Origin of the sequence: Flavobacterium aquaticum (assembly GCF_003259835.1) — a bacterium.
GTDB classification, from domain to species: Bacteria; Bacteroidota; Bacteroidia; order Flavobacteriales; family Flavobacteriaceae; genus Flavobacterium; species Flavobacterium aquaticum.
In genome coordinates this window covers 134,626-147,722 of the sequence record NZ_QLMI01000005.1, presented here as the reverse complement: position 1 = coordinate 147,722, position 13,097 = coordinate 134,626, and the positions used below count along the sequence as shown (strand labels likewise).

The following is a 13,097-nucleotide window of genomic DNA, read 5'->3' as shown; positions in this document are numbered from 1 at the left end:
GCTCGGGATTTTTTTATTTTTCGTTTAAAAACTTCCAATACAACTCTTTCATGGTTTCATCCGAAGTTGATGCTAATTTTTCAACTAGTGTTCTGTATTCCGGTTTTTTAAGTAATAAACGAACGTTATCTCTTCCAAACTTAGTGAACTGCCACTTGTGATGCACCGTTGCTTTAAACAATAATTCAATCACTTTTTCATCATTTGGATTTAGCTGCAATAGCAATTCTAAAGCATTTTGTCTAACAGAACTTTCATAGTTTTCAGAAGCAAAATCTAATAATTGATTGTACGAAGTAGCTTTCACTTGCTCAGGCAAATTTTCCGTATTCATAGCCAAGGCCAACCAAGTCAAGCGAAAACTTTTATCATTATTCCCAACAATTTCTTTTGTTTGTTCCAAATAATGCAAACGCTCATCAGGAAAGTTTTTCCAAAGATTAGTTAGAGCTATTTCTTTCGTTTGATACGAATTGTCATCCAACAATGTTTCATATTGCGATTTAAAAGCTTCTGGAATTACTGGTGTGGATTCTGCAACCGCTCTTCGAACTAAAATATCGTTTGTAGCTAGAGCGTTTTCTAAAATCACTTTTCGTTCATCAAAAGGAACATTTCGCGTTTGATATACTATGTATTGTTTGATAGGATAATAGGCATTTGATTTTAAAATTTCTGTTAATTCAGATAATGATTTTTTACTTTTCCTTAGAGCAAAATAGTCTTGAATGAATTTGTTTTTAGATAGATATTTTTGAGCGATTTCCATTTCAAATCCAGGCTTTTCTAACCAAATCCTTTTGAAATTTTCCACATCATAACCCGAAACCTGTTTTACAATTTTTAAGAAATCATCAGTATTTACGTTTTTATATTGGTGTTTCTTTAAATACTTTTTAACCGCTTTTTGGAAATTCTTTGCTCCAATATCTTCTCGCATCACATGCAATGTCCAAGCGCCTTTTTTGTAAAACGATAACGAACTCGCCTTTTCATTCATTACTGGAATCGTATCGGTTTTAGAAGCACGTTTTAACTGTTCGGCATAATCGTTTAATTCTTCGTAGAAATAATCATCGCCAAACAAATGACGTTCTGTTAATAACGCATAATAAGTCGCAAAACCTTCCTGTAGCCAATGATGTTTTCCAGACTGCGCCGTAATCAAATCCCCAAACCACTGATGCGCCAACTCATGTGCGTTGACATTTACATAATTTCTATCATTAAAACCAATTTCATCTACTACAAAATCTTGTGCAAAAATCGTAGAAGTGGTATTCTCCATTCCCGCATACAAAAAATCACGAACCGGAACTTGTCGGTAAATGCCCCAAGGATACTTGACGCCAATTTCTTGTTCCAAATAATCGAATAGTTCTTTGGAATAACGATATGTTGGTTCAAATTTCGAAACATCATTTTCATCCAAGTAAAATTCTAATGGCGTTCCTGATTTAGTTTTTGCAGTTTGTTTTTCAAAATTTCCAATAGCCAACATTACTAAGTAAGATGACATTGGTTTTTGCATTTCATATTCCCATAGTATTTTCTTTTCATCCGATTTTACAGGAGCTACTCTATTTACTAAGTTTCCATTAGACAATACATGAAATTTATTATCAAAATAAACACTTATTTTAAAAATTATTTTTTCATTTACATCATCAAAACTTGGTAACCAATGACTCGTATAACGTCCTTGACCTTGTGTCCAAATCTGTAAACTTTCATCTTTCCCTGTGAAGTAAAGTGTTTGTTTCGGCTTTGCAGAGTATTTTAATTTTACAGCATTTAATCCTTTTTTTAATCCATCATGTAAAATCAAATGAGTATTGGTGTGAGTATACTTCAACTGATTATTGTTAGAGTCATTCAAATAAACAGCAAAAAACTCCATATTTTTTGCATCAATTTTAATAGAATCTATCTCATTTTTAATTTCAAATATGTAAGTAACATTTCCAGTAATCGATTGATTAGAAGCATCCGGAAATAATAAAGCTTCACAACTTATAAAATCAACTTTATCAATTTGTTGAGCAAAAGATACATTAATAAAAAACAAGGCTAAAAGAATACGAAACATCTTGATGGATTTTAATAAGGTACGAATATAAACATTTTCAATTTCTCTAATTTCTAAATTAACAAATTATAAACTATCTTCGCTTTTACATTAGGAACACAGATTAAAGTAATTATATAAATTTTTAAAATTTCTTAAATCAGTGTTCCAAAATTAAATTTTGAACTTGTAATTGCACTTGAATTTGAATTTACTCGAAACTCCCATAGAATATCTCAAAGGCGTTGGTCCGCAGCGTGGCGATTTATTGCGCAAGGAGTTGGGTATTCATAAATATGCCGATTTACTAAATTTATTTCCAAATCGTTATATTGATAGAACGCGTTATTACAAGATAAACGAACTGCAAAACAGCAATTCCGAAGTACAAATTGTTGGGAAAATCATCAACATCAAAACGGTTGAACAAGGCAAAGGAAAATCGAGATTAGTAGCCACTTTTGTAGATGATACTGGCCAAATGGAATTGGTTTGGTTCCAAGGTCAAAAATGGATTCGCGAAAGCATCAAAATTAATATTCCTTATGTGATTTTTGGAAAAGTCACCCAATTTGGCGCTACATATAACATGGCACATCCAGAAATGGAATTGTTAGAAGAACACAAAGCCAGTCTTCGTTCGGCTATGCAACCAGTTTATCCAAGTACGGAAAAATTAGCCAATAAAGGAATTTCGAACAAAGTCATCAATAAAATGATGCAACAATTGTTTATGGAAACGCAAGCTTTGTTTTCTGAAAATTTACCGAATTATCTTTTAGACGAATTGAAATTGACTCCAAAAAATGCTGCTTTGTTCAATATTCATTTTCCGAAAAGTCAAGATTTATTGGCAAAAGCGCAATTCCGATTGAAGTTTGAAGAGTTGTTTTTCATTCAATTGCAATTGATTACGAAAAATCTCATTCGCAAACACAAAATCAAAGGAATGCCTTTTGAAAAAGTGGGTGAAAACTTCAATAATTTCTATAAAAATCATTTGCCTTTCGATTTAACGAATGCTCAAAAAAGAGTATTAAAAGAAATCCGAAATGATTTAGGAAGCAACGCCCAAATGAATCGTTTGTTGCAAGGTGATGTTGGTTCTGGAAAAACGATTGTTGCTTTAATGTGCATGCTTTTGGCAAAAGATAATGGCTTTCAAAGTTGCTTAATGGCGCCAACTGAAATTCTAGTCAATCAACATTTTAACGGAATTACTGAATTAGCTAAAGAACTTAATATCAATATAAAAATATTAACTGGTTCAACTAAAACTTCAGATAGAAAAATCATCCATGAAGAACTTGAAAATGGTACTTTGGATATTTTAATTGGAACGCATGCGTTATTAGAAGACAAAGTACAATTTCATAATTTAGGCCTAGCGATTATTGATGAGCAACACAGATTTGGTGTGGAACAACGTTCTAAACTTTGGAAGAAAAATGATGTTCCACCTCATGTTTTGGTAATGACCGCTACTCCTATTCCTCGAACTTTAGCCATGAGTTTGTATGGCGATTTAGATATTTCTGTTATTGATGAATTGCCACCTGGCAGAAAACCGATTCAAACCGTACATCGCTATGATTCAAACCGATTAAAAGTTTGGAAATTCTTAAAAGATGAAATTGCAAAAGGTCGTCAAGTATATATTGTGTATCCGTTGATTCAAGAATCGGAAAAAATGGATTACAAGGATTTGATGGACGGTTACGAAAGTATTTCAAGAGATTTTCCTTTACCTCAATATTCAATTTCAATAGTTCACGGAAAAATGAAACCAGCGGATAAAGACGAAGAAATGCGTCGTTTTGCGGAAGGAAAAACCAATATAATGGTGGCGACTACTGTGATTGAAGTTGGGGTAAATGTACCGAATGCTTCTGTAATGGTTATAGAAAGTGCGGAACGTTTTGGTTTATCACAATTGCATCAGTTACGCGGTCGCGTAGGTCGTGGTGCCGAACAAAGTTATTGCATCTTAATGACGAGTCACAAACTAAGTAACGATAGTAAAATCCGAATGGAAACGATGGTGCGTACCAATGATGGTTTCGAAATTTCGGAAGTCGATTTAAAATTGCGTGGTCCAGGTGACATTATGGGCAAACAACAAAGTGGCGTTTTAAATCTTCAAATTGCGGATTTAGTTAAAGACAAAGACATTCTACAATTGGCAAGACATCATGCCATAAAACTATTAAAAGATGATGCTCCAATGGAAAAATCAGAACACGCTAAATTAAGAGAAGCTTTTATTGAATTAAGCAAAAAGAAGACAATTTGGAATTACATTAGCTAAATTTCATTTAATGTAACGAAGCTTAGAAAAATTATAACAAAAAGTAAATTTCAACACCTATTTCGTAACTTTTTTAAATAAATCTCAAATTTTTAAAACATTTGTACCTACAACAATGTTAAATAAATGGTAAGGTTTTGGCATAATTATATAGTAAAACTTAGTTTTGTATAAAATCTTAAGTTTAGTCCCGTAATTATGAAAATAAAAACTATAAGCATCACGCTAATCACTTTAACTCTTGTTGGTTTAATTGGATATCGAATTACAAAAAACAGTGCCGAATCTGAAAATGGTGGTGGAAAAGGAGATAAAAAACCTCCAATGATGGTTGATGCCATTGTAGTTTCTGAAACTAATTTTGCGAATACTATTTCACTTTCTGGTTCTATTGAAGCCAATGAAAATGTAGAAATTAGAAGTGAAGTTTCGGGAATCGTAGAAAAAATCTATTTCACAGAAGGAACAAACGTAAGTAAAGGTCAAGTTTTATTTAAAGTAAACGATATTGAACTTCGTGCCCAACTTTCGCAAGCCCAAACCCGTCAAAGTTTAGCTTCAGAAAACGAAAGAAGAGCTAAATTACTATTACAAAAAGAAGCGATTTCTCAAGAAGAATATGATATTGCAAGTGCTGAATACAGAAGTCTTAAAGCACAAACGCAATTAATTCAAGCACAAATTGCTAAAACAACTGTAAGAGCGCCTTTTTCTGGAAAAATTGGATTACGAAACATTTCTCCTGGAACGTATGTAACTCCTACGACTCTAATCACCAAATTAGTAAGCTCAAATCAAGTTAAAATTAGCTTTTCAATTCCTGAAAAATATGCTTCGGAAGTTGAAAATAATACTGCAATTCAATTTACGATTCCGAATAATCCTGAAAAATTTACAGCAAAAATTTACGCTATCGAACCTGAAATTGAAACTTCTACTCGAACTTTAAAAATCAGGGCCATTGCTGAAAATCCGAATGGAAAACTTTTGGCGGGGACTTTTGCTACTATAGAACTTCCTCTAAAAAATATCAAAGGCGCTATTCAAATTCCTTCAGAAGCTGTTGTTCCTGTTCAAAATGGAAAAGTAGTTTATATTGCTAATAACGGAAAAGCAAAAGAAGTAAAAATAGAAACGATTGCTAGAACGGATAAAGATGTAATTGTTACGCAAGGCGTTAAATCAGGAGATACGATTTTAACTTCTGGCGTTATGGCTTTAAAAGACGAAGCTGATATCAAAGTAAAAGTAAAATAAGCTTTTCTAAATTCTAATTTCAAACTTCTAAATTTAAAATGAGTTTATCTACTTTAAGTATAAAAAGACCCGTATTTACCATTGTAATCAACTTATTGATTATCCTTTTTGGTATTTTAGGATTTAGTTATTTGGGTGTTCGCGAATTCCCTTCGATTGATCCTGCCGTAATTAATGTTCGAACGAATTACACTGGTGCTAATGCCGATATTATTGAATCGCAAATTACAGAACCACTTGAAAAAGCTATTAACTCTATTGATGGTATCAGAAATATTACGTCTTCGAGTAATCAAGGTTCGAGTAATATTACAGTCGAATTCAAATTAGAGAAAAACCTGGAAGAAGCTGCTAACGATGTGCGTGATAAAGTTTCGCAAGCTGTTAGAAGTTTACCTCAAGATATTGATGCGCCACCAGTTGTTTCAAAAGCAGATGCCGATTCAGATGCCATTATTTCGATGACCGTTCAGAGTCAAACTAGAAATGCTTTGGAGTTGAGTGATTATGCTGAAAACGTAATCTCTGAGAGAATTCAAACGATTCCTGGTGTGAGTAGCGTACAGATTTGGGGACAAAAACGTTATTCGATGCGTATTTGGATGGATCCTATCAAATTAAATGCTTACGGAATCACAGTTGCCGATGTTCGAAATGCTTTAGACAAACAAAATGTAGAATTACCTTCAGGAAAATTAACAGGTGCCAATACCGAATTAATGGTAAAAACTCTTGGAAATTTATCTACAGAAAAGGAATTCAACGATATTATCATTGTAGCTGATGCGAATAAAACCGTTCGTTTGAGCGATATTGGTTATGCAGTTTTAGCTTCTGAAAATTTAGAAACCAAGTTCACAGAATCAGGAAATCCGATGGTGGCTGTTGCCGTTATTCCACAACCTGGAACGAATTACTTAGAAATTGCCGAACAATTTTATGCCGAAGTTGATAAATTAAAGAAAGATTTACCAAGTGACATCAAATTAGATATTGCTTTGGATAATACTGTTTTCATTAAAAAATCAGTAGTTGAAGTTGCTGAAACATTAGCCATTTCGGTAGTTTTGGTAATCATCATTATCTTTTTATTCTTTAGAGATTGGTCCATTGCATTCCGACCTTTAATTGATATTCCAGTTTCGTTGATAGCTACTTTTTTCATCATGTATTTGTGTGGTTTTTCCATCAATGTATTAACACTTTTAGCAATTGTTTTAGCCACTGGATTAGTAGTCGATGACGGAATTGTTGTTACCGAAAACATCTTCAAAAAAGTCGAAGAAGGCATGTCTCCAATCGAAGCAGCCATCAAAGGTTCTAATGAAATTTTCTTTGCTGTAATTTCGATTTCAGTAACGTTAGCTGCCGTTTTCTTACCGATTATTTTCTTAGAAGGATTCGTTGGACGATTGTTTCGAGAGTTTGGAGTTGTCATAGGTGCCGCCGTACTGATTTCTGCCTTTGTATCGTTGACGTTGACTCCAATGTTGAATGCGTATTTAATGAAAGGTGGCGAACAAAAGAAAACAAAATTCTATGAAGCCACAGAACCTTTCTTTGTGAGTTTAAATACCGGATATGCAAATTCTTTAACTAAGTTCCTAAAAAGAAAATGGTTAAGTTTTCCAATCATCATTATTTGTTTGGGATTAATTGTATTGTTCTTTGCGATTCTTCCAAAAGAAACCGCTCCTTACGACGATAGAAGTTTAGGAATTGTCAGCGTAACTACTCCAGAAGGTTCTACTTACGAATATACCGATCGTTTTATGGACGATTTATCTAAATTAATCAACGATTCGATTCCTGAAAAGAAAGTAGCATTGGTAATTACTTCACCAGGATTTTTATCTTCCTCAGTAAATGCAGGAAGAGTTCGTTTAGCTTTGGTTGACCCAAGTGAACGAGAAAAATCGCAAAAAGAAATTGTTGACGATTTAAACAAATGGACTAAAAAATATCCACAAGCCAAAGTAAATGTTTCGGAACAACCTACTATTTCTGTAAACAGACGTGGTGGTTTGCCAATTCAATACATTATTCAAGCTCCGAATTTTGAAAAATTAAGAGAAAAAATTCCACAATTCATGGAAGAAGCAAGTAAAAACGAAACTTTCTCCAATGTCGATGTGAATTTAAAATTCAATAAACCTGAAATCAACGTAACAATTAATCGTGAAAAAGCAGAGAGTTTAGGAATTTCTGTGATAGATGTTGCACAAACATTACAGTTATCGTTAAGTGGACAACGTTTTGGCTATTTCATGCAAAATGGAAAACAATATCAAGTTATTGGACAATTTGACGAAAAAGACCGCGATGCTCCATTAGATTTAACTTCGATGTTTGTAAAAAACAAAGCGGGCGAATTAATTCAATTAGACAACGTAGTTGAGGTAGAAGAACAAAGTAATCCGCCACAATTATTCCATAACAATCGCTATATGTCGGCAACGGTTTCTGCAGGTTTAGCACCTGGAAAAAGTATGATTGACGGTATCAATGCAATGGACGAAATCAAAGAAAAAGTGTTAGACGATACTTTCACAACCGATTTAGGTGGAGAATCTCGTGACTTCGTAGAAAGTAGTTCGAATACTTCTTTTGCTTTTGGATTGGCTTTACTATTGATTTATTTGATTTTAGCCGCTCAGTTTGAAAGTTTCATTGACCCTTTTATTATCATCTTAACCGTACCAATGGCAGTAGCTGGAGCGTTATTCTCACTATGGCTATTCGGGCAAACATGGAATATATTTAGTCAAATTGGAACCGTTATGCTGATTGGACTCGTTACCAAAAACGGAATTCTAATAGTCGAATTCGCCAACCAACTTCGAGAACAAGGAAAATCGAAATACGATGCCATTTTAGAAGCTTCGGAAGCTCGTTTACGACCGATTTTAATGACGAGTTTAGCCATTGCTTTAGGAGCTTTACCAATTGCTTTGTCACTTGGAGCTGCTTCGGCAAGTAGAATGGGAATGGGAGTTGTTATTGTAGGTGGAACGATGTTCTCGTTAATCTTAACTTTATTCGTAATTCCAGCCATTTATTTAATGTGGTCAAGAGCCAAAAAACACCGACCAGAATTTGATAATTTAGACGCTTTAGAAAAATAATATTATGCAAAATTTATATAAAATAGTATTCCTTTTCATCATTGGATTTTCAGCACAAGCACAAGAATTGCTTTCGCTTGAAGACGCGGTAAAAATTGCTTTAGAAAACAATTACGACATTAAAATTGCTGAAAATAATTCCAAAATTGATGCTACCAATAACAATTTAGCCAATGCCGGAATGTTGCCATCATTGAATGCGAATTTTACCAACAATAACAGTCAATTAGACACCAAACAAACGCAAGGTGATGGAACTGTTCGTGAATTAGACAATGCCAAAAACATGAATTTAACTTATGGAATTGGTTTAGATTGGACGATTTTCGACGGTTTAAGCATGTTTGCAAGAAAAGAGCAATTAAACGTTTTGGAACAACAAGGAAAAGCCGAATTACAAACCGCCATTTTAACCCGAATTAGCGATGTATATACAACGTATTTCGATTTAGTGCAACAACAACAAGTTTTGGCTTCGATTGATACGGCGATTGTAATTTCAAACCAAAGATTGACAACAGCTCAAAATCGTTTTAGCATTGGAAAAGCTTCGAAATTAGAAGTTTTGAATGCACAAGTAGATTTAAACAGTGATTTAAGTTTGCAATTGAGGCAAAAAGAACTCATCAAAATCAGTAAAATAAGACTTAATGAATTATTAGTTCGTGATATTCAGACTGATTTTAAAGTCGCTAACGAAGTTACATTCGAACAAAATTTAGATTTCAACGATTTAAAATCGACAGCCGAAAAACAAAATCCGCAATTACAAGCGCAAATTCTCTCTAAAAAAGTAGCCGATTTGAATTTGAAACAAGTTAAGGGGAATCGCTATCCTACAGTTAGAATTACTTCGGGTTATAATTTCACACGTTCAGAAGCTTCTTTAGGATTCATCACGCAATCTTCTGGACAAGGTTTTGTTTATGGAGTAACGGCTTCTGTGCCTATTTTTAATGGCTTTCTTCAAAACAGAAACGAAAAAGTAGCGAAATATCAAGTAGAGAATGCAGGTTTACTTTTAGAACAACAAAAATTATCGCTAAGCTCACAATTATCTTCTTTATTTGCGAGTTATCAAACCAATTTAGAGTTGGTAAAAGTGGAAGAAAAAAACTTAGAAATCGCCAAACAAAACTTAGATATTACGTTAGCTAAATTCAAAATTGGAACCATTACCACTATCGAATTCAGAACCGCTCAACAAAACTTTGTAGAAGCTTCTGTTCGTTATTCAAATGCACAATATGTAACCAAACTTTCAGAAATTAACTTAAAAGAATTAGCCGGTACATTAAAATTGAATTAATATTTTTAGATTTGTTAAAATGTTTAATTGTCAAACTGTGAAATTGAGAATCCGCTTTTCACTAATCACTTTTCACTAATCACTAAAAAATGGTCCAATACAACCCAAAAGACTGGATTACTTTTATTTTTCGTTTTCACGAATCGGATACGTTTCGTCAACTAATTCCTATGATGTTTTTCATTGGATTATATTCCTACGGAATAGCGTATCTGGAAATAGAATATTGGAAACTTTCCGAAACTAGTCATGTAAAGAACCTGAATATCATGCACACCACCGTAGGTTTTGTGTTGTCGTTATTATTGGCTTACCGAACCAATACGGCTTACGACCGTTGGTGGGAAGGTCGAAAACAATGGGGTTCATTAGTAAACAATAGTCGAAATTTAGCCTTAAAACTTTCCGCTTATTTGTCTGATGAAAATGATAGAAATTTCTACAGAAAAGTGATTCCGGCTTATGCTTCGGTGCTTGCGAAACATTTATTGAATGAAGAGGTAAGTAAAATGTTGTTTGAAGGTTTAGATTTGGAAATCGATCATCACAAACACCGCCCGAATCAAGTGGCAAAAATGTTGTTTCAAAAAGCGAATGATTTGTATAAATCAGGAAAAATTACGGGTGACCAATTTTACATCATCAATTCCGAATTACAATCGTTTACCGATATTTGTGGTGCTTGCGAGCGTATTAAAAACACGCCAATTCCCTACTCTTACAGTTCGTTTATTAAAAAATTCATCTTCTTTTTTGTAATGACATTACCTTTCGGATTTGTATTTAGTTTGGGTTACTACGTAATTCCAGTGGTGATTTTTATCTTTTATGTTTTAGCGAGTTTAGAATTAATCGCCGAAGAAATCGAAGACCCATTTGGCAACGATGCCAACGATTTACCGATGACGAAAATAGCTTCAAATATTAAGAAGCATGTGGAAGAGATTTTATAAGGGTTTCGAGGAAATTTGGTATATTTGAAAATAATACTTTTACTATTCTTTAAAAAAATTATATCATGAAAAACCTATTCCAAGCCACACTCCTACTCTTCACTATAGCTTTACTAACAAGCTGTAAACAAGAAACGGTAGCTACTCAAAACGAGTATTTTACACAATCTGCTGATAGCATTCAAAATGGTGGGGTAAAAGTCATTCCAATTACAACTCCAAAAGGTACTTTTAATGTTTGGACGAAGCGCATTGGAAACAATCCAAAAATTAAAGTATTGCTTTTAAATGGTGGTCCAGGTGCTACGCACGAATATTTTGAATGTTTCGAGAATTTCCTACCAGCAGAAGGCATCGAGTTCATTTATTACGATCAATTAGGTTGCGGAAATGCAGATAATCCTAACGATACTTCAATGTGGGATTTGCCAAGATATGTGGAAGAAGTAGAACAAGTTCGTAAAGCTTTGAACCTAGACAACACCAATTTTTATTTGTTAGGACATTCTTGGGGCGGCATTTTAGCGATGGAATACAGTTTGAAATATCAAAACAATATGAAAGGCTTAATCATTTCCAACATGATGGCAAGTTGCCCAGAATATGATAAATACGCCAATAAAGTATTAGCCAAACAAATGAATCCAGAAGTGTTGGCAGAATTGATGAAAATAGAAGCTAATAACGATTTTTCCAATCCAAAATACATGGAATTATTGCTTCCAAATTTCTATGAAAAACACATTCTTCGTTTCCCTGCTAAAGACTGGCCAGAACCTGTAAATCGTTCGTTTGCAAAGATGAATCAATCATTATATGTAACCATGCAAGGTCCGAGTGAATTTGGAATTTCAGGAAAATTAGAAAAATGGGATAGAAAAGCCGATTTGAAAAACGTAAAAATTCCAACATTAGTAATCGGAGCAAAACACGATACAATGGATCCAAAACACATGGAAGAGATTTCAAAAATCTTACCAAATGGTTCGTATTTATTCTGTCCAAAAGGAAGTCACATGGCATTTTACGACGATCAAAAAACGTATTTTAGTGGATTGATTTCGTTCTTGAAAAAATAAACAAAAAGCGACTCTTAGTAGTTGCTTTTTTTGTATCTTAGATTTCTATTTCAAAATTCAAAATGGCGAACAAAGCGTTACTTTTTACTCCTGCTTTAACCCACGAAAAGTCGTTAAAAACTTTGGTGGAAAATCGGACCATTTTTTCTTTAGATCATTGCGAATTGAATATTTTTGAAACCTATCAAAAATCAGATTTGGTTCCTTTGAAGTTTAATGATTTGGTGGTAACAAGTATGTTGCGTGGAAAAAAAGTGATGCATTTATTTGAAGATCCAAGTTTTGAATATTTACCCGGCGAAACCGTAATTGTACCTTCTAATGCCGAAATGAAAATCGATTTTCCCGAAGCTTCAAAAGAGAATCCGACGCAGTGTATCGCTTTGGCAATCGACAATCAAATTATTACGAATACTTTGGATTTTTTAAACGAGAAATATCCGAAAGAAGGAAAAAGTAATTTGTGGAAATTAGACCACGAAAATTATTTCTTTTACAACAATGTAGAATTAGCTGGAACCATCAACAAGTTGATTAAAGAATGCATGGGCAATTCGCTAACCAAAGACGTTCTTGCCGATTTAACGCTTCAAGAATTGATAATCCGAATTATTCAAACGCAAACCACAAAACGTTTTGAAAACGAAAGATTTATCGATAGCAATAGTCCGATTACACCAGCGATTGAATATATTAAAAGTAATATTCGAGAAACCATCAATTTGAAAGATTTAAGCGATAAAGCGTGTATGAGCACCACTTCATTTTATCGTTATTTCAAAAGAGAATTAGGCATGAGCCCAATTGAATATATCTTGAACGAAAAGATAAAATACGCCAAAAAACTATTGAGCAATCCCAACATTCAAGTCAATGAAGTTTCATATGCTACCGGTTTTGAAGACTGCAATTACTTCATAAGGTTATTTAAAAAATATGAAGGTGTTACTCCGAAGCAATATCAGTTGATGAATTATAATGGGTGATTTTTAGTTTCA

At 33.6% G+C, this 13,097-nt stretch carries 8 protein-coding genes; 7 read left to right on the top strand and 1 reads right to left on the bottom strand.

Annotation, left to right across the window (positions count from 1 at the left end; all coding sequences use genetic code 11):
- Positions 1-13: 13 nt before the first annotated feature.
- A complete protein-coding gene (locus tag B0I03_RS09265; protein ID WP_245902995.1) occupies positions 14-2,089 on the bottom strand; it encodes a M1 family metallopeptidase in 2,076 nt (691 codons plus the stop codon).
- 178 nt (positions 2,090-2,267) lie between these two features.
- Here B0I03_RS09265 and recG point away from each other — a divergent pair, with 178 nt between their 5' ends.
- From recG to B0I03_RS09230, 7 genes are all read left to right on the top strand, one after another.
- A complete protein-coding gene (gene recG / locus B0I03_RS09260) occupies positions 2,268-4,376 on the top strand; it encodes an ATP-dependent DNA helicase RecG (protein ID WP_111567158.1) in 2,109 nt (702 codons plus the stop codon).
- 198 nt (positions 4,377-4,574) lie between these two features.
- The gene (locus B0I03_RS09255) at positions 4,575-5,633 is read left to right on the top strand and encodes an efflux RND transporter periplasmic adaptor subunit (protein ID WP_111567157.1); all 1,059 of its coding nucleotides are present in this window, start codon (positions 4,575-4,577) and stop codon (positions 5,631-5,633) included.
- Between the two features lie 38 nt (positions 5,634-5,671).
- On the top strand, positions 5,672-8,758 hold the full coding sequence (locus B0I03_RS09250) for an efflux RND transporter permease subunit (RefSeq protein ID WP_111567156.1): 3,087 nt from the start codon (positions 5,672-5,674) through the stop codon (positions 8,756-8,758).
- A gap of 4 nt (positions 8,759-8,762) precedes the next feature.
- Positions 8,763-10,067, top strand: coding sequence for a TolC family protein (locus B0I03_RS09245; protein ID WP_111567155.1), 1,305 nt, complete (start codon positions 8,763-8,765; stop codon positions 10,065-10,067).
- Between the two features lie 89 nt (positions 10,068-10,156).
- Complete coding sequence (locus B0I03_RS09240; RefSeq protein WP_111567154.1) at positions 10,157-11,020, top strand: bestrophin family protein; 864 nt, start codon at positions 10,157-10,159, stop codon at positions 11,018-11,020.
- A gap of 65 nt (positions 11,021-11,085) precedes the next feature.
- Positions 11,086-12,099 (top strand): proline iminopeptidase-family hydrolase, encoded by a 1,014-nt coding sequence (locus B0I03_RS09235; RefSeq protein ID WP_111567153.1) that lies wholly within the window; start codon positions 11,086-11,088, stop codon positions 12,097-12,099.
- A 62-nt stretch (positions 12,100-12,161) separates the two neighbouring features.
- A complete protein-coding gene (locus B0I03_RS09230) occupies positions 12,162-13,085 on the top strand; it encodes an AraC family transcriptional regulator (protein ID WP_111567152.1) in 924 nt (307 codons plus the stop codon).
- Positions 13,086-13,097 lie beyond the last annotated feature (12 nt).

What these genes read in the sequence shown, in the direction of transcription:
- B0I03_RS09265 (WP_245902995.1), bottom strand. Translation starts at nt 2,089, where the DNA reads ATGTTTCGTATTCTTTTAGCCTTGTTTTTTATTAATGTATCTTTTGCT.
- B0I03_RS09255 (WP_111567157.1), top strand. Translation starts at nt 4,575, where the DNA reads ATGAAAATAAAAACTATAAGCATCACGCTAATCACTTTAACTCTTGTT.
- B0I03_RS09250 (WP_111567156.1), top strand. Translation starts at nt 5,672, where the DNA reads ATGAGTTTATCTACTTTAAGTATAAAAAGACCCGTATTTACCATTGTA.
- B0I03_RS09245 (WP_111567155.1), top strand. Translation starts at nt 8,763, where the DNA reads ATGCAAAATTTATATAAAATAGTATTCCTTTTCATCATTGGATTTTCA.
- B0I03_RS09240 (WP_111567154.1), top strand. Translation starts at nt 10,157, where the DNA reads ATGGTCCAATACAACCCAAAAGACTGGATTACTTTTATTTTTCGTTTT.
- B0I03_RS09235 (WP_111567153.1), top strand. Translation starts at nt 11,086, where the DNA reads ATGAAAAACCTATTCCAAGCCACACTCCTACTCTTCACTATAGCTTTA.
- B0I03_RS09230 (WP_111567152.1), top strand. Translation starts at nt 12,162, where the DNA reads ATGGCGAACAAAGCGTTACTTTTTACTCCTGCTTTAACCCACGAAAAG.